This is a genomic window from Pseudomonas vanderleydeniana, assembly GCF_014268755.2.
GTDB lineage: Bacteria > Pseudomonadota > Gammaproteobacteria > Pseudomonadales > Pseudomonadaceae > Aquipseudomonas > Aquipseudomonas vanderleydeniana.
This window is the reverse complement of record NZ_CP077093.1, coordinates 827,599-845,673: the sequence shown is the minus strand read 5'-3', so window position 1 is coordinate 845,673 and position 18,075 is coordinate 827,599. Positions and strand designations below refer to the sequence as shown.

At 61.9% G+C, this 18,075-nt stretch carries 15 protein-coding genes and 2 tRNA genes; 4 read left to right on the top strand and 13 right to left on the bottom strand.

The window, feature by feature from the left end:
• The first annotated feature begins 25 nt into the window (after positions 1 to 25).
• Positions 26 to 853 (top strand): NAD(+) synthase, encoded by an 828-nt coding sequence (gene nadE, locus HU752_RS03725; RefSeq protein ID WP_186683402.1) that lies wholly within the window; start codon positions 26 to 28, stop codon positions 851 to 853.
• 145 nt (positions 854 to 998) lie between these two features.
• Positions 999 to 1,694: a hypothetical protein gene (locus HU752_RS03720; RefSeq protein ID WP_186683400.1), complete on the top strand. Its 696-nt coding sequence runs from the start codon at positions 999 to 1,001 to the stop codon at positions 1,692 to 1,694.
• 31 nt (positions 1,695 to 1,725) lie between these two features.
• On the opposite strand, the gene azu is transcribed toward HU752_RS03720, so the two are convergent.
• The 11 genes from azu to rnr form a co-directional block, all read right to left on the bottom strand.
• The gene (gene azu / locus HU752_RS03715) at positions 1,726 to 2,172 is read right to left on the bottom strand and encodes an azurin (RefSeq protein ID WP_186683399.1); all 447 of its coding nucleotides are present in this window, start codon (positions 2,170 to 2,172) and stop codon (positions 1,726 to 1,728) included.
• 324 nt (positions 2,173 to 2,496) lie between these two features.
• Positions 2,497 to 2,946 carry a hypothetical protein gene (locus tag HU752_RS03710; RefSeq protein WP_186683397.1) on the bottom strand — a complete coding sequence of 150 codons (450 nt, stop codon included), beginning with the start codon at positions 2,944 to 2,946 and terminating at the stop codon, positions 2,497 to 2,499.
• Entirely contained in the window at positions 2,946 to 3,866 is a 921-nt protein-coding gene (gene ssp4, locus HU752_RS03705) for an Ssp4 family T6SS effector (RefSeq protein WP_186683395.1), read from the bottom strand. The genes HU752_RS03710 and ssp4 overlap by 1 nt, the downstream gene beginning before the upstream one ends.
• Before the next feature lie 122 nt (positions 3,867 to 3,988).
• Positions 3,989 to 6,289, bottom strand: coding sequence for a YgiQ family radical SAM protein (locus HU752_RS03700; RefSeq protein ID WP_186683393.1), 2,301 nt, complete (start codon positions 6,287 to 6,289; stop codon positions 3,989 to 3,991).
• Positions 6,290 to 6,432: 143 nt separating this feature from the next.
• Entirely contained in the window at positions 6,433 to 7,830 is a 1,398-nt protein-coding gene (gene dnaB, locus HU752_RS03695; RefSeq protein ID WP_186683392.1) for a replicative DNA helicase, read from the bottom strand.
• A 115-nt stretch (positions 7,831 to 7,945) separates the two neighbouring features.
• Positions 7,946 to 8,392: a 50S ribosomal protein L9 gene (gene rplI / locus HU752_RS03690; RefSeq protein WP_017901623.1), complete on the bottom strand. Its 447-nt coding sequence runs from the start codon at positions 8,390 to 8,392 to the stop codon at positions 7,946 to 7,948.
• Between the two features lie 21 nt (positions 8,393 to 8,413).
• Positions 8,414 to 9,310, bottom strand: coding sequence for a YybS family protein (locus HU752_RS03685; RefSeq protein WP_186683390.1), 897 nt, complete (start codon positions 9,308 to 9,310; stop codon positions 8,414 to 8,416).
• 36 nt (positions 9,311 to 9,346) lie between these two features.
• Positions 9,347 to 9,577 carry a 30S ribosomal protein S18 gene (gene rpsR / locus HU752_RS03680; protein WP_002551829.1) on the bottom strand — a complete coding sequence of 77 codons (231 nt, stop codon included), beginning with the start codon at positions 9,575 to 9,577 and terminating at the stop codon, positions 9,347 to 9,349.
• A 28-nt stretch (positions 9,578 to 9,605) separates the two neighbouring features.
• Entirely contained in the window at positions 9,606 to 10,028 is a 423-nt protein-coding gene (rpsF, locus tag HU752_RS03675) for a 30S ribosomal protein S6 (protein WP_017901621.1), read from the bottom strand.
• 334 nt (positions 10,029 to 10,362) lie between these two features.
• Positions 10,363 to 11,124: a 23S rRNA (guanosine(2251)-2'-O)-methyltransferase RlmB gene (gene rlmB / locus HU752_RS03670; RefSeq protein WP_186683388.1), complete on the bottom strand. Its 762-nt coding sequence runs from the start codon at positions 11,122 to 11,124 to the stop codon at positions 10,363 to 10,365.
• The gene (gene rnr, locus HU752_RS03665) at positions 11,121 to 13,712 is read right to left on the bottom strand and encodes a ribonuclease R (RefSeq protein ID WP_186683386.1); all 2,592 of its coding nucleotides are present in this window, start codon (positions 13,710 to 13,712) and stop codon (positions 11,121 to 11,123) included. The genes rlmB and rnr overlap by 4 nt, the downstream gene beginning before the upstream one ends.
• 226 nt (positions 13,713 to 13,938) lie before the next feature.
• On the opposite strand from rnr, the gene HU752_RS03660 reads away from it, so the two are divergent.
• Together HU752_RS03660 and HU752_RS03655 are read left to right on the top strand one after the other, a co-directional pair.
• Positions 13,939 to 14,025 (top strand) — tRNA-Leu (locus tag HU752_RS03660).
• Between the two features lie 313 nt (positions 14,026 to 14,338).
• Positions 14,339 to 14,425, top strand: a tRNA-Leu gene (locus HU752_RS03655).
• Between the two features lie 233 nt (positions 14,426 to 14,658).
• Here the strand turns inward: HU752_RS03655 and HU752_RS03650 are convergent.
• Entirely contained in the window at positions 14,659 to 16,593 is a 1,935-nt protein-coding gene (locus HU752_RS03650; protein ID WP_186683384.1) for a methyl-accepting chemotaxis protein, read from the bottom strand.
• A gap of 141 nt (positions 16,594 to 16,734) precedes the next feature.
• Positions 16,735 to 18,027: an adenylosuccinate synthase gene (locus tag HU752_RS03645; RefSeq protein ID WP_186683382.1), complete on the bottom strand. Its 1,293-nt coding sequence runs from the start codon at positions 18,025 to 18,027 to the stop codon at positions 16,735 to 16,737.
• Positions 18,028 to 18,075: the final 48 nt, after the last annotated feature.

Below are 18,075 nucleotides of genomic sequence, written 5' to 3'. Positions count from 1 at the left end.
CCGAATCCTACGCAAGGAGTGAATCATGCAAGCCGTACAGCGCCAGATTGCCGAACAGCTCAAGGTCCAGCCACCGTTCGCCGACCAGGCCGCTCTCGAGGCCGAGGTGGCCCGGCGCATCACCTTTATCCAGGACTGCTTGCAGAACTCGGGTCTCAAGAGCCTGGTGCTGGGCATCAGTGGCGGCGTCGACTCGCTGACCGCCGGCCTGCTGGCCCAGCGCGCCGTGCGCGAACTGCGCGAGCGCACCGGTGACGAGCAGTACCGCTTCATCGCGGTGCGCCTGCCCTACGAAGTCCAGTTCGACGAACATGAGGCCACCGCCTCGGTGGACTTCATCAACCCCGATGAACGCCATACCGTGAACATCGGCCCGGCAGTCAAGGCACTGGCGGCGCAAGTCGCGGCGTTCGAAGGCAAGGCCACCGTCTCGCGGGACTTCGTGCTCGGCAACACCAAGGCGCGGATGCGCATGGTTGCCCAGTACACCATCGCCGGTGCCGCCAACGGCCTGGTGATCGGTACCGACCACGCGGCCGAGGCGGTGATGGGTTTCTTCACCAAGTTCGGTGATGGTGCCTGCGACCTCGCGCCCCTGAGCGGCCTGGTGAAGAACCAGGTCCGGGCGATCGCACGCAGCTTCGGCGCCCCCGAGTCGCTGGTGGAAAAGGTACCGACCGCCGATCTGGAGGACCTCGCTCCCGGTAAGCCGGACGAGGCATCCCACGGCGTGACCTATGTCGAGATCGACGCCTTCCTGCACGGCCAGCCGGTACGCCAGGAAGCCTTCGACATCATCTGCCGGACCTACGAGAAGACCCACCACAAGCGCGAAATGCCATTCGCGCCGTAACCCCCGGGGGGCTCAGGGTGACGGCCTCAAAGGCCTGATCCCGGCCAGTTTGCCGTAGGACTTTTCTGTTTTTCTCGGTAACTGTTGAGCCCCTCATAACGACGGCGCAGTCTTCGCCCTCCCCTGTTGGCCAGGACTGCTGCCGATGTTGCTCAAGCAAAAGCCTCCCCATATCCGAACCACCCCACTCCTCCAGCGCCCCTGGATCATCCCGTTGTTCGGAGTGGTCGCCTGCCTGTGCTGGGTCGCCATCGCCACCCGGCAGCCCGAGCGCCCGGCCAACGGCCAGCCCAGCAAGGAACACTTCATCCTCAGCGGCAGCATGCCGATCCAGACAGCCCTGCACGCCAGCGCCCGCTACACGCCCGGCAACCTCCAGGACAGTTGCCCCTACCAGCATCCGACCCTGCATTTCGACACGCTGCCGCTGGACGCACCGCGGACGTTCGACTTCACCGTGCCCATCGGCTACGAGCTGCCCGACTGCAAGCTCCACCTGAGCGAAATCAGCTTCGAGACCGAGGCCTTCTATGGCCAGGACAATCAACAGCGCAGCATCACCAGCAGCGGCGCGATCACCCTGCGCGACGACCTGCGCAAAGGTGTCTCGGGGTTTCCGTCATCGGGGGAAAAACACTATCGCGGCCTGTGCGACTGGCAATTGCACAGCACACCGGCAGGACTGGAACCGCAGAAAAGCCTGAACTGCTACAGCGTCGACGAGCAGTGGCAGGCATTGGGCAACGACTACAAGCGCAAGCAGTTGGGCGGGGTATTCAGCCGGCAGGAACTGGAGGGGAAGAGGATTCGGCTGGAGCTGAGGAAAAACGAAGCGTCCTGATCCCGCACGAGGCGGGACCAGGTGAAGGCCATCACTTGAGGGTGACGGTGCCTTTCATCATCGAGATGTGGCCTGGGAACGAGCAGAAGAAGCCGTACTTCTCGGAAGCACTGAGCTTCGATACGTCGAAGGTCACCGAGTCTTTCTCGCCGGCACCGATGATCTTGGTGTGGGCGATAACACGGGTATCACCGTCTTTCAGGTAGTTCTTGTCGATACCGGCGGAAATGCCGTCCGACGCGATCGGCTGCATGTCGGCTTCCTTGCTCAGCACCCAGTTATGGCCCATGACGTTCTTCGGCAGGCTGCCACCGTGGGTCAGCTCGACGGTGAAGGTCTTGCAGCTCTTGTCGATCTCGATGGCCTTGGTGTTGAAGGACATCTGATCGGTGGAATCGATAGTGGTTTTACACTCGGCTGCGAACACCTGGCCGCTGGCGAGGGCCAGCAGGGATACCGCGACAACTTTGGCAAACATCGTGAATCTCCAAGGCAGGGTATGAAATTGGCGGATCAATGCAGGAAGACTGCCTGAACCCAGGCGGCATTCCCATGATCTGGATCAAGAAATTGTATACAATCCTAGGCTATCACACCGATGGATACAATCAACCAGCCAGCCGAACCGACGCGGCCTAACATTAGTCCATCGTCACTGATTGGAGTCCACGTCATGTCCATCGACAGCCTGCTGTACAGTTTGCTCGCCGCCTATGCCTGTGGTGCCAGCGGCACCTGCGAAACGCCTGTTCGCGAGCGCTGAGCCCCAAATGCCCTCCCCCTTCCTGCGGCTACGCAACGGCTAGCGCCGTCTCGGCAGGGTACGGCGCAGGCTTTCGCGTTGCTTGCGGATTTCCACCAGGCGTTCTCGCATCTCTCGGTGTCGTTTGCTATTGAGGAGCAATACGCCCAACAGCGGCGCAAAAATCGCCAAGGCGTAAATGACCCGGTGAGGATGGGACGTGATGGTTGGCAACACGCTCAGAAAACAGACCACAAACACCAGCACCAGCCCTCGAACCCACTGGGGATAGCCACGCACTATCATGAAGTTGCAATGGACAACTACCAATCCGAGAGCCATGCAGGCGATGTACATGCCGGTTGCGACCTGACCCAACGTAGCCGTAGGAAAGTAATGATCGCCCACCAACGGGACACCGCATGAGATGGACACCACTGCCGCAAAGAACCCACCGATGAACGTCGGGAAGTAGTGCGCCAGAAAGCGCCGCAGGCTCAACGTCTCCATTACTCCTCGATCTCCTCGTAAAGCCCCACCGCAATGGTTTTCACGTTGCCGGACAAGGCACTGCCGGTCAGCCCGATTGCCGCGCCCAGCGAATCCTTGATCTGGGTGACAGTGGCGTGGCGCAGCTCGGTGGGAGTGAAACGCTTGGGCAGATCACCGGCCAACTGTTTCAGCTTGAGCATCTTCGGCGTCAGCCGTGGGTCGTTGATACTTAACAATTCCTTGGTCAACTTGGCCCGCTCCTGGCGATTGAGCCCGCGTAGCACGTCACGAACGCTCTTACCGGTGGTGGCCTTGGTGATGCGCACCAGCTTGATGGAAGTCAGCGCGGAAGCGCCGACACCCAACAGCGAAGCAGCGTCCAGAGCAATCGAGGTGTACTGGTACCAGGCTTCACTGTCGAGGTAGTCGTTACGTGCCGGGTTGGTCACCTCGTTGACCGTGCGATAGCCTCCGACGATGCACTGCGCGGTACTCGCGGTCGCGGCGGTATAGCCGATGGCAACCAGTACCGAACTGGCCCCGGCCGAAAACGGCACCGCCACCGAACCACTAAGCACCACGACCCAACCGATCACCGCACCGGCACACGAGAGGCTGGTGTTGATCGCCTCGCTGACCAACCGCGACTCCCGGGGGTTGTCCTGCACCTGCTGGGCGAACTGCTTCGGCGCGATGTATTTCTGTGCCTCACGCAGGATCACCCGCTTGGGCTTGATGCTGCAGATCGGCTGGAACTCGCGCAGGGTCACTACGTTGAATTCGGCATCGATATACACGACACCCGCACCAACAATACCGGGATCGGCATCGATCGCGGCGAACAGCTTGGGCAGGTCGACCTGGCTGGCGATGCGCTGGCGGGCGAAAAACTGGGAGGGACTGGAGTCCATGCCGATGCCGGCTAGCGAAGAGCTCACGCGGTATTCATCCTTGAGTCGAACGGTGGAAAATTCGCGGCCACCTTAACAAACCCACCGGATCTTCGATAGAAAGCAAAACGCCAGCACGAGGCTGGCGTCCTGTCAGGCACAACGGCTTGTCAGCGCGGCACCACCGGCTTGCGGGCCGGCTTCTTGCCCTTGCCCTTGACGGCATCGGAGCGATCCTTGGCCGCCTGCTTGTTGCGTGCGGCGGCGGCGGCCTTGGCTTCCTCGCGCTTGTCCCACGGCTTGCTGCCGTCGCTGCCACGCGGTGGCAGGCCGGTGTGCTGGGTGAGGATGCGACCGCTGTCCTTGCCGACCTTGTGGCTGCCAGCCGGCGTCGAGTTCTTGCGCCGGGCACTCTGGTAGCTGTCGGTCTGCGGCTGGTGCAGCGGGATCAGTTGATGCTTGCCTGGCCCGATCAGGTCGCCACGGCCCATGCGCAGCAGGGCTTCGCGCAGCATCGGCCAGCCCTTCGGATCGTGGTAGCGCAGGAACGCCTTGTGCAGCCGACGCTGTTCCTCGCTCTTGACGATGGTCACCGCATCGCTCTTGTAGGTGACCTTGCGCAGCGGGTTCTTGCCCGAATGGTACATCGCGGTGGCACTGGCCATCGGCGACGGGTAGAACGCCTGCACCTGGTCGGCGCGGAAACCATTGGCCTTGAGCCACAGCGCCAGGTTCATCATGTCTTCATCGGTGGTGCCCGGGTGGGCGGCGATGAAGTACGGGATCAGGTACTGCTCCTTGCCGGCCTCCTTCGAGAACTTCTCGAACATCCGCTTGAAGCGATCATAGGTACCGATGCCCGGCTTCATCATCTGGTTGAGCGGACCTTCCTCGGTATGCTCCGGGGCGATCTTCAGGTAGCCGCCAACGTGGTGGGTCACCAGTTCCTTGACGTACTCGGGCGACTCGACCGCCAGGTCATAGCGCAGGCCGGAGGCGATCAGGATTTTCTTCACGCCCGGCAATGCACGGGCACTGCGGTAGAGCTGGATCAGCGACGAGTGGTCGGTGTTCAGGTTCGGGCAGATGCCGGGGAACACGCACGACGGCTTGCGGCACGCCGACTCGATCTCCGGACTCTTGCAGGCGATGCGGTACATGTTTGCGGTCGGGCCGCCGAGGTCGGAAATGACGCCGGTGAAACCCGGGACCTTGTCGCGGATTTCCTCGATTTCGCGAATGATCGACTCTTCGGAGCGGTTCTGGATGATCCGCCCCTCGTGCTCGGTGATCGAGCAGAAGGTGCAGCCGCCAAAGCAGCCACGCATGATGTTCACCGAAAAACGGATCATCTCGTAGGCCGGGATCTTTTCCTGACCATAGGCCGGGTGCGGAATGCGCTGGTAGGGCATACCGAACACGTAGTCCATTTCCTCGGTGGTCATCGGGATCGGTGGCGGGTTGAACCACACATCCACCTCGCCGTGCTTCTGCACCAGCGCGCGGGCGTTACCCGGGTTGGTTTCCAGGTGCAGCACGCGGTTGGCGTGGGCATAGAGCACCGGGTCGTTGCGTACCTTCTCCATCGACGGCAGGCGGATCACGGTCTTGTCGCGGGTCATCCGCGGGCTGGCCAGGATCTGCACGACCTTGGCTTCCTGCGGGTCTTCAACCGGACCCTTTTCCTGCTCGATGGCGCACGCGGCGGTGTCCTGGGTGTTCACGTAGGGGTTGATGATCTTGTCGATCTTGCCCGGCCGGTCGATGCGCGTGGAGTCGACTTCGTACCAGCCCTGCGGGGTGTCGCGACGGATGAACGCGGTGCCGCGCACATCGGTGATGTCTTCGATCTTGTGGCCGTAGGACAGGCGCTGGGCCACCTCGACGATTGCCCGCTCGGCGTTGCCATAGAGCAGGATGTCGGCACTGGCATCGATCAGGATCGAGTTGCGCACGCGGTCCTGCCAGTAGTCGTAGTGGGCGATCCGGCGCAGCGAGGCCTCGATGCCACCGAGAACGATCGGCACATGCTTGTACGCCTCCTTGCAGCGCTGGCTGTAGACCAGGCTGGCGCGGTCCGGCCGCTTGCCGGCCAGGCCGCCCGGGGTATAGGCGTCGTCGGAGCGGATTTTCTTGTCGGCGGTGTAGCGGTTGATCATCGAGTCCATGTTGCCGGCCGCGACACCGAAGAACAGGTTCGGCTCGCCGAGCTTCATGAAGTCGTCTTTGGACTGCCAGTTCGGCTGGGCGATGATCCCGACGCGAAAGCCCTGGGCTTCCAGCAGGCGGCCGATGATCGCCATGCCGAAGGACGGATGGTCGACGTAGGCGTCACCGGTGACGATGATCACGTCACAGGAGTCCCAGCCGAGCTGATCCATCTCTTCCCGGCTCATGGGCAGGAAAGGCGCTGGTCCGAAACATTCGGCCCAGTACTTGGGATAGTCAAATAACGGCTTGGCTGCTTGCATGGCGATGACCGGTGTCGAAATGAAAGATGACGAGATGAAAATTCGCGGGCGCGGAATATAGCACAAAAAATGATCAAACCCGACGATAATCGTCGGGTTTATCAGCATCGAGCCGGCCTCGCCGCACGCCTGGCGGCTGGAGGTTACTCGTCGTCGTCGAAGTTGTAGCTGCCCGGCGCGAGGTTCTCGAAGCGGGTGTACTTGCCGATGAAGGCCAGGCGGATAAAGCCGATCGGACCGTTCCGCTGCTTGCCGATGATGATTTCGGCAATGCCCTTGTGCTCGGTCTCCGGGTGATAGACCTCGTCGCGGTACACGAACATGATCACGTCGGCGTCCTGCTCGATCGCTCCGGATTCACGCAAGTCGGAGTTCACCGGGCGCTTGTTCGGCCGTTGTTCCAGAGAGCGGTTGAGCTGGGACAGCGCCACCACCGGGCAGTTGAATTCCTTGGCCAGGGCCTTGAGGGAACGGGAGATCTCGGAAATCTCATTGGTCCGGTTGTCGCCACTGGAGCCCGGGATCTGCATCAGTTGCAGGTAGTCGATCATGATCAGGGCGATATCGCCGTGCTCGCGCACCAGACGGCGGGTCCGCGCACGCATTTCCGACGGACTGATACCGGCGGTATCGTCGATGAACAACTTGCGGTCGTTGAGCAGGTTGACCGCCGAGGTCAGGCGCGGCCAATCGTCGTCCTCCAGCTGGCCGGAACGCACCTTGGTCTGGTCGATACGGCCGAGGGACGAGAGCATACGCATGATCAGCGATTCACCTGGCATCTCGAGGGAGTACACCAGGACCGCCTTGTCGCTGCGCAACACGGCGTTCTCCACCAGGTTCATGGCGAAGGTGGTCTTACCCATCGACGGACGACCGGCGACGATGATCAGGTCGGCCGGCTGCAGGCCGCTGGTCTTCTCGTCGAGGTCGGTATAGCCGGTGGACAGGCCGGTGATCGCGTCGGAGGTGTTGAACAGGGTGTCGATGCGGTCGATGGCCTTGGTCAGCAGGTCGTTGACGCCCACCGGGCCACCGGTCTTCGGCCGCGCCTCGGCGATCTGGAAGATCTGCCGCTCGGCCTCGTCGAGGATTTCCGCCGCCGTGCGCCCTTCCGGATTGAAGGCGGCGTCGGCGATATCGTTGGTGATGCCGATCAGTTGGCGCAGGGTTGCCCGCTCGCGAACGATCGAGGCATAGGCCTTGATGTTGGCCACCGACGGGGTGTTTTTCGCCAGTTCGCCAAGGTAGCCGAGGCCGCCGACCTGCGCGGTCTGGCCCTCCTTGTCCAGCTGCTCGGCCAGGGTCACGACGTCGATCGGCAGGTTCTGGTCGGCCAGGCGGGCGATCGCACGGAAGATCAGGCGGTGGTCATGCCGATAGAAATCACCGTCCGAGACCAGGTCCAGCACGCGTTCCCAGGCGTTGTTGTCCAGCATCAAGCCACCGAGTACGGCCTGCTCGGCCTCGATGGAATGCGGCGGCACCTTCAGGGCAGCGGTTTGCAGATCGTATTGCTCGGGAGCGGAGATTTCGTTCATAGCCACTTGGAATCAGATGGTTGGAGCCAAAAAACAAAGGGCACGACCTGAATGAACAGAGTCGTGCCCGATGTTAACCGCCCGGCGGGCAAGCCGCCAGACGATCGAGTGCTGCTTAGGCAGCCACCACAACAACGCGTACGGTTGCTTCGACTTCGGCGTGCAGGTGCACGGCCACGTCGAATTCGCCAACGTTGCGGATGGTGCCGTTTGGCAGACGAACTTCGCTTTTTGCCACTTCAACGCCGGAGGCGGTCAGGGCATCAGCGATGTCGTGGGTGCCGATCGAACCGAACAGCTTGCCTTCGTCACCAGCGGTGGCAGTGATGGTCACTTCCAGCTCAGCCAGTTGGGCGGCGCGCGATTCAGCCGAAGCTTTCTTCTCGGCTGCAGCTTTTTCCAGCTCGGCACGACGCTCTTCGAAAGCGGCCAGGTTGGCAGCGGTCGCAGCGGTGGCTTTGCCGAAAGGCAGCAGGTAGTTACGACCGTAACCGGCCTTCACTTTTACTTTGTCGCCCAGGTTGCCCAGGTTGGCGATTTTTTCCAGCAGGATCAGTTCCATTTGGTAATAACCTCTTAACTTTTAACCTTCACCGTTCGCGGAACCGTTACCGGGGTCCTTCGACGCCAGGCGTCCGCGAAAATCAATCAGGCTGTCGACAATGGCCAATACCACGAGCAACGGACCGAGCAGGTGCATGAACGGCAAGAGCGTGACGTATATCCCCACCAGCCAGAAAGAGGCCAGTCGCTTCTGCGCCACCAGCCCGTGAATCAGGGCCAGGCCGGCGAAGGCGAGCGGTACGCTGCACAGCGGCAACAGGATCAGTGCATGCAACCCGAAAAACGGGGCGATACACATGACGGCCAGCAGTGACAGCGTCACGTTCTTCGGCAGTCGGATAGCGCGAAACTCGCGACCGAAACCACCGGGGTTATACAACAGCGCTTGCCAGTAGCGCCCAAGAATCAGGCACAGCACGCTGAAGACCTGCAACGAAATCGCTGTCGAAATGATCATCAGCGGAACGGTCAGCGAGATGAGAAACGCCTTCTGGTCGGCCGAGAATTTCTCGTAGACCTCACCCATCGCCAGCGGCATGACGTGTTCGAACGTCTGCGCCAGCGATTCGATGAAGGAACTGAACACAGTTCCCAGGCTCACCGCACACAACAATCCCACGGCCATGCTGCACAGCAGCACGCGGTTCCAGGTATGCCCGGCGCGCAAGATCAACGCCAGGCTGCAACTGCCGAGCAGCACCAGAAGGGCCGTCGGGTCACCCAGGAAGTGCCAGCTCAACAACACCGACAACAGTCCGATACCCAGGACGCTCGAGGCGTCCGAACCGCGCCGCAGGAGTACAAGACTTCCCGCAGCGGCACTCAACCAGAACAACAGCGGCAATGCCGCAGCTCCGGCCACGACCAGCGTGGCCTGCACACGTCCCCGCATGATGAAGTCAGCTAAGGCACGCATGCACTCAATCCTTTACTACTTGTCGACGACCCGGTCTCAGCGGCCGTGGCTGTCGGTGTAGGCCAGCAGGGCCAGGAAGCGGGCGCGCTTGATAGCGGTAGCCAGCTGACGCTGATAACGAGCCTTGGTACCGGTGATACGGCTTGGAACGATTTTGCCGGTTTCGGATACGTAGGCTTTCAGGGTGTTGAGATCTTTGTAATCGATCTCTTTCACGTCTTCAGCGGTGAAGCGGCAGAATTTACGACGACGGAAGAAACGTGCCATGTAATAGGCTCCTCAAAAGATCCGTGGATTACTCGTCAGCGTTATCGCTGTTGTCGCTGTCATCACCCTCAACGCCTTCAGCGTCGGAGTGCTCAGGACGGTCGCGACGCTCACGGCGCTCACTGCGGTTTTCTTCAGCCTTGAGCATCTCGGACTGACCAGTGATGGCTTCGTCACGACGGATGACCAGGTTACGGATCACAGCATCGTTGTAGCGGAAGTTGTCTTCCAGCTCGGCCAGGGCCTTGCCGGTGCACTCAACGTTCAGCATCACGTAGTGAGCCTTGTGAACATTGTTGATTGCGTAGGCCAGTTGACGACGGCCCCAGTCTTCCAGGCGGTGGATTTTGCCGCCGTCTTCTTCGATCAGCTTGGTGTAACGCTCAACCATGCCGCCGACTTGCTCGCTCTGATCCGGGTGGACCAAGAAGATAATTTCGTAATGACGCATGAATGCTCCTTACGGGTTGTAGCCTGCCACTCAAAAGCGGTCAGACAAGGAGTGAATGACACTGGTGTGTCTTGCCTTGGAGTAGGCACAAATGCGCCAGCCATCACGGCAAGGGGCGCAATTGTAGAGAAGGGGCGCGAGGGGCGCAAGATAATTGGTGATTATTTGAGCAACTGAAGCATGCTCCAGCGACGAACGCAGGGCTTGTGATCGTTCCCACGCTCCGTGCGGGAACGCAGCCCGTGACGCTCGGCGTCACCAGGGGGACGCCAAGCGTCCAGGGAGGCATTCCCACGCGGAGCGTGGGAACGATCGGTCATTGCGAGAAGGGTTCTCAGGCCTTCTTGGCGGCGGCCTTGACGCTGCGCTGGCGCATCGCCTCGAACAGACACACGCCGGTGGCGACGGAGACGTTGAGGCTGCTGACGCTACCGGCCATCGGCAGCTTCACCAGGTAGTCGCAGTGCTCACGGGTCAGGCGACGCATGCCCTTGCCTTCGGCCCCCATGATCAGGATGGTCGGGCCGGTCAGGTCTTGCTGGTACAGCTCCTGCTCGGCCTCGCCGGCGGTGCCGACGACCCACAGGCCGCGCTGCTGGAGTTTTTCCAGGGTGCGCGCGAGATTGGTCACGGCCACCAGCGGAATCACTTCCGCCGCACCGCAGGCCACCTTGCGCACGGCTGGCGTCAGGGTCGCCGACTTGTCCTTGGGCACCACCACCGCCAGCGCACCGGCCGCATCGGCCGTGCGCAGGCAGGCGCCCAGGTTGTGCGGATCGGTCACGCCATCAAGCACCAGGATCAGCGGCGCCCCCTCGGTGCGATCGAGCAGCTCGTCGAGCATCGCCTCGCCCCAGACCTGGCTCGGGCTGACCTCAGCGACCACGCCCTGATGCACGCCCTCGACCCAGGCATCCATCTCACGGCGCTCGGCCTGGCCGACCGGCACGCGGTTCTCGCCCGCCAGTTGCAACAGGGGCTGAACCCGCGGATCGCTGCGGCCTTCAGCCAGCCAGATCTGCTTGACGCGCTTGGGGTGATGACGCAACAGCGCCTCCACGGCATGCACGCCGTAGATCTTTTCCAGCTGACTCATGACTTGCCCTTGGATTTACGTGCCGGACCGTTCTTCGACGGCCCCTTGCGATGTTTGGTCGGCTTTTCCGAAGAACCGCCACGACCCGCCTTGCTCTCGGCCTTGGGCTTGCCACCGGCCTTCGCCTCGGCCAGCAGCGCCTGCTTCATCTCCCGGCTCTTGCGCACTTCGGCGTTCTTCGCCGCAGCATCGCTGGAGCGATAGGCGTCGCCGGATTTCTTCTCGGCAGCACCACGAGAAGGACGGCTCGGCTCGCCAGCCTTCTCGACCACGGGTGCCGGAGCGGTTTCGACCCCACGCTTCCTGGCGCCGCTGCGGCCAACCGGCGCCGACAGAGTTTTCTCGGCCATTTCGAAGTCGATCTTGCGCTCGTCGAGATCGACGCGCATGACCTTGACCTCGACCGTGTCACCGAGACGGAAGCTGCGACCGGTGCGCTCGCCGGACAGGCGATGGTGCACCGGATCGAAGTGGTAGTAGTCGCCCGGCAAGGCGGTGACGTGCACCAGGCCCTCGACGTAGATATCGGTCAGCTCGACGAACAGGCCGAAGCCAGTCACTGCGGTGACCACGCCCGGGAACGACTCACCCACGCGGTCCTTCATGAACTCGCACTTGAGCCAGTTCACTACATCGCGGGTGGCTTCGTCGGCACGACGCTCGCTCATCGAGCACTGCTCGCCCAACTGCTCCAGCGCGGCTTCGTCGTACGGATAGATACGCGCCTTCGGAATGCTCATCGCACCGGCACGACGCACGTGCGGCGTGTTCTGCTTCGAATGGATCACACTGCGGATCGCCCGGTGCGTCAGCAGGTCCGGGTAACGACGGATCGGCGAGGTGAAGTGGGTGTAAGCCTCGTAGTTCAGGCCGAAGTGACCATCATTCTCGGCGCTGTACACCGCCTGGCTCAGCGAGCGCAGCATCACGGTCTGGATCAGGTGGAAATCCGGACGACTCTGGATGCTCGCCAGCAGCGCCTGGTAATCCTTGGGCGTCGGCCCTTCCTTGCCCTTGTGCAGGGACAGCCCCAACTCACCGAGGAACGCGCGCAGCTTTTCCAGGCGTTCCGGTGGCGGGCCGTCGTGCACCCGGTACAGGGCCGGGATCTCGTGCTTCTGAAGGAATTCGGCAGTGGCGACGTTGGCCGCCAGCATGCATTCCTCGATCAGCTTGTGCGCATCGTTGCGAGTGGTCGGGCGAATTTCGGCGATCTTGCGCTCGGAGCCGAAGATGATCCGGGTCTCCTGGGTTTCGAAATCGATCGCGCCACGGGTATGACGGGCCGCCAGCAGCACCTTGTACAGGGCGTACAGCTGCTTGAGGTCCGGAATCACCTCCGAATACTGGGCACGCAGGCGCTTGGCCTCGGCAGTCTTCGACTGCTCCAGGATCGTGCTGACCTTGTTGTAGGTCAGGCGCGCATGGGAGTGGATCACCGCCTCGTAGAACACGTAGTCGGTCATCTCGCCTTTCTTCGAGATGGTCATTTCACAGACCATCGCTAGGCGGTCGACATGCGGGTTCAGCGAGCACAGGCCGTTGGACAGCTCTTCCGGCAGCATCGGCACCACGCGCTCGGGGAAATACACCGAGTTGCCGCGCACCTGGGCCTCGGCGTCCAGCGCCGAGCCGACCTTCACGTAGCTGGAAACATCGGCAATCGCCACATAGAGCTTCCAACCGCCGGAGAACAGCCGCAGCTTGCCCGGAATCGCCTCGCAGTAGACCGCGTCGTCGAAGTCGCGGGCATCCTCGCCGTCGATGGTGACGAACGGCAGGTCACGCAGGTCGATGCGTTTCTCCTTGTCCTTCTCCTCGACTTCCGGCTTGAGCTTGCGCGCTTCCTTGACCACGGCTTCGGGCCAGACATGGGGAATATCGTAGGTGCGCAAGGCAACGTCGATTTCCATGCCGGGGGCCATGTAGTTGCCGACCACTTCGACCACGTCGCCCTGGGGCTGGAAGCGCGGGGTTGGCCAGTGGGTGATTTTCACCTCGACGAACTGCCCGATCTGGGCATTGGCGTTACGACCCGGGGTGACCAGCACTTCCTGCTGGATCTTCGGGTTGTCGGCAACCACGAAGCCGATACCGCCTTCTTCGAAGTAGCGGCCGACGATGGTTTCGTGGGCACGGGAGACCACCTCGACGATCACGCCCTCGCGACGACCACGCCGATCCACGCCGGAAACCCGCGCCAGGGCGCGGTCACCGTCGAACACCAGGCGCATCTGTGCGGGACTCATGAACAGGTCTTCACTGCCATCGTCCGGGATCAGGAAGCCGAAGCCGTCCCGATGGCCGGCAATGCGACCGAGGATCAGGTCCAGCTTGTCCACCGGGGCGTAGGTGCCACGACGGGTATAAATCAATTGAGCGTCGCGCTCCATGGCGCGCAGGCGGCGGCGCAGGGCCTCCACCTGGTCTTCGGTGCTCAGACCGAACTCTTCCACCAGTTGCTCGCGACTGGCCGGCGACCCGCGCTCGGACAAATGCGCCAGGATCAACTCACGGCTGGGAATAGGGTTTTCGTATTTTTCCGCTTCACGAGCGGCCTCGGGATCGAGGGACTGCCAATCGGCCATTAGATAAATTTCACCTTGTCTATATGCCCGGATAGTTTGGCATACGCGTATTGAAACGGGAAATTTCAGGCACCAATGATGGCAGAAAAGCCCTTCTGCCAACCGCAACAAAGGCCACGGCAGAGCGCCTGCGAGAATTTTTGATTTTTTTTGCACATTGGGCTTTACAGCTTTTGAGAGGCTCCGTATAGTGCGCGCCATCGACAGCGACAACGCTGAAGATGATGCCCAGGTGGTGAAATTGGTAGACACGCCAGCTTCAGGTGCTGGTGACCGAAAGGTCGTGGAAGTTCGAGTCTTCTCCTGGGCACCAATTTCAAACTTCAGAAATTCTGGAGTTCTCCAAAAACCCGCGAAAGCGGGTTTTTGCGTTTCTGGCTGTCAGAAAAATCTCTTACCCGCCCTTTTCTGCCAAAAGCCAAGTTGAGGGCGAATACCTCCTGACAGTCAATATTATGTCGCGCGGCTCGCTACTGCCGCCAGGAGACACATTCCCTTCAGGATGGAAAGACGCCCTGCCACCCCTACCGGCAAAAAATGATTTATTAAAAGCAAAACAGGGGTTTACAGATCAAAACAGTGCCCGTATAGTGCGCCACATCAACAGCGACAACGCTGAAGATGCTGCCCAGGTGGTGAAATTGGTAGACACGCCAGCTTCAGGTGCTGGTGACCGAAAGGTCGTGGAAGTTCGAGTCTTCTCCTGGGCACCAATTTCAAACTTCAGAAATTCTGAAGTTCTCCAAAAACCCGCGAAAGCGGGTTTTTGCGTTTTAGCCCACTGACACACCGCCCTGTGGCGAGCGGGCTTGCCCGCGCTGGGGTGCAAGGCACCCCCAAGACAATTCCCCCCGAAGCAGCAGGTAAAATACTTGCCCGAGCCCTGCGACTGCTCTGCAGTCGAGCGCGGGCAAGCCCGCTCGCCACTTCCTCCAACTGCTATCGATCAGGCCCGGAACTGCCCCAGGCTCGCCTTGAGCTGTGCCGCCAGGCTATCGAGCACCTTGCCGCTGGCCGTGGTCTCCACCACCGCCTGCGCCGCACGCTCGGCCTGGGCATGAATCACCTCGACCCGACCACGCACGGCATGCGCGCCCTCCGCCTGCTGCGCTGCCGCCTGGGTCGCCAGACCGATAGCCGCATGCACCTGCTCGACCGCAGTCTGCACCGTCTGCTGCAGCTTGGCGCTGTTACGCAGTACCGCCAACCCCTCGTTGGCCTGGCGCCCGGCCTGGCCAATCGCCGCCACCGCTTCGCGCGCCCCTTGCTGCAAGGCACCGATGTGCGCCTGGATATCCCCAGTGGAGCTCTGGGTCTTGCTGGCCAGCGCCCGTACCTCATCGGCCACCACCGCGAATCCACGCCCGGTCTCCCCGGCGCGCGCCGCCTCGATGGCCGCGTTCAAGGCCAACAGGTTGGTCTGCTCGGCAATACCATGGATCACGGTCAATACCACCTCGATCTGCTCGCTCTGCTGGGCCAGGCGCTCGATCACCTTGGCACCGGTGTCGACCTGCCCCGCCAGCGCCTCGATCAAGCCGCCGACCTGCGCCGACGTCCGGGTGTTTTCATCAGTGGCCTGACGGATGTCGACCACCTGCTGGAGTGCCGCCTGCATGGCATGGCTTTCCGATTGCGCCTCGTCAGCCATGCGCTCCAGGGCCCGCAGGCTCTGCTCAACTTCATCGCGCTGCAACTCGGCCGCCTTGTCGGCACCGGCATTGCGCAGGCTCATCGCGCCGATCTCGACGCCAGTACGCTGGGCCACATCCCCGGCTTCACGCACGATGGGCTGCAGCTTGTCGACGAAGCGATTGACCGCCGAGGCCATGTGACCGATCTCGTCATCACTGTCGAGCTGTACACGCTTGGTCAGGTCGCCCTCGCCCGCCGCCAGGTCATTGAGCGCCGCGATCAGCAGATGCAGCTTGCTGACCACCCGACGCCCCAGCACCACCGCCAACAACAGCAACACGCCCAGGCCGACCAGCGCCAGTCCCAGACCAATGCGCCAACGCAGGGTCTGCGCCGCGTCCTGAACAGTGCTGGCCGTATTGGCCTGCATCTGCGTGGCCGTGGATTGCGCGGACTGCAGGCGCGCGCGCATCGCGGTCGAGCTGTCGGCCGCCGCCCCCTTGAGGCTGTCGCCAACCAACTGGTCACTGCTGGCGATCAAGGCCGAGAAGCGCTGGTCCAGGGCCTTCAGGTCAGCATCAACCGAAGCGGTCGACACCCCCATCAACACCTTGCCGATTTCCACGCCGTTGGGGTTGATCGAGGCCTCGAGGTAATAGACCGAAGGATCGTTCTTCGCCGCGTTGAGCAGCTTGTCCAGCGCCCGCTCGCCCTGCCCTTTCTCCAGCAACGCCTTGTTGATCGGGTTCTCGCGATTCAGGTAACGGGTCAGGTGCTCGCCAGTGGCATCGTCATACACCACGAACAGCACGTTCGGATTGCGCTGGGCGCGCCGAGCGAACTCGGAGAGAGTGGGTACGTCGCTGTCCCACATGGCACGCGGGGCAACCGAGGCGAGCAGTTGCGCCATGTCGCTGGCCGAATCCTTCAGATCCTTTTCCAACGCAGCCCGCAGTTGTGCCTGCTCGTCCTTCAGGCGCGAGGACAGGCCGACCGTCAGTCGCTGGCGAGTACTGGACGAAAGGCTGTCGAGGCTCGACGTCACTTCCTTGCCCGCCTGCTCCAGCTCACCGGAGAGTTTCTGGCTGTCAGCTCCCAGGCGATTGCCCAGGTCAGCCTCGAGCGCGGTGACCGTGCTTCGGGTCAGGGCGACCGCCACCAGAACCTGCACCAAAAGGGCGATACCCAGGGTAACGAACACAGGCCGAAGCAAACGACTCTGTAACAGCGAGAGAATGGCCGACACCGAAGACTCCTCCACGTTGGCGCCATTAATCTGATGGCACGCTTTTTTAGAAGATAATCACAGCAAGGGTCGTGCCGCACAACAGACAGAAACGACAAAGGGCCCCAGAAGGGGCCCTTTTTGATTTACATCAACGACTTATCAGGCGAATGGATGACGCAGGACGATGGTTTCGTTGCGATCCGGACCCGTCGAAATAATGTCGATCGGCGCGCCGACCAGCTCTTCGATACGCTTGATGTAGGCGCGAGCGGCCGCTGGCAGCTCTTCCAGGGTCTTGGCACCCAGGGTCGACTCGCTCCAGCCTGGCATCTGCTCGTAGACCGGCTCCAGGCCGATGTAGCTGTCAGCGTCGGTCGGCGCATCGATGACTGCACCGTTTTCGTTCCGGTAGCCCACGCAGATGTTGATGGTCTCCAGGCCGTCCAGCACGTCCAGCTTGGTCAGGCACAGGCCCGAGATGCTGTTGACGTCGATGGCGCGACGCAGGATGACGGCATCGAACCAGCCGCAACGACGAGGACGGCCGGTGGTGGCACCGAACTCATGGCCACGCTTGGCCAGGAAGGCACCGACGTCATCGAACAGCTCGGTCGGGAACGGGCCGGCACCCACGCGAGTGGTGTAGGCCTTGGTGATACCCAGGATGTAGTCCAGGTACATCGGACCGACACCGGAGCCGGTGGCGATACCGCCAGCAGTGGTGTTGGAGCTGGTGACGAACGGGTAGGTACCGTGGTCGATATCCAGCAGCGAACCCTGGGCGCCTTCGAACATGATGTCCTTGCCGTCGCGACGCAGGCTGTGCAGTTCGGCGGTGACGTCGAGCATCATCGGCTTGAGCTGCTCGGCGTACTCCATGCACTCGTCCAGGGTCTTCTGGAAGTCGATGGCCGGCTCTTTGTAGTAGTTGACCAGCACGAAGTTGTGGTAGTCCAGCAGCTCGCCCAGCTTCGCGGCAAAACGCTCGCGGTGAAACAGGTCACCGATACGCAGGCCGCGACGAGCGACCTTGTCTTCGTAGGCCGGGCCGATACCACGACCGGTGGTACCGATCTTCTGCTCGCCACGAGCTTTCTCGCGAGCCTGGTCCAGGGCCACGTGGTAGGACAGGATCAGCGGGCAGGACGGGCTGATACGCAGGCGCTCGCGCACCGGCACGCCTTTCTCTTCCAGCTTGGTGATTTCACGCAGCAGGGCGTCCGGTGCAACCACCACGCCGTTGCCTATCAGGCACTGCACGCCTTCGCGCAGCACGCCCGACGGAATCAGGTGCAAGACGGTTTTCTCGCCGTCGATCACCAGGGTGTGGCCCGCGTTGTGGCCACCCTGGTAGCGCACTACGGCGGCAGCATGTTCGGTCAGCAGATCGACGATCTTGCCTTTGCCCTCATCACCCCACTGGGTGCCCAGGACTACGACATTCTTACCCATAACACTTGTCCTCATTCGCGCAAACTTGGTGCCGGCAGCCGCCGGCGG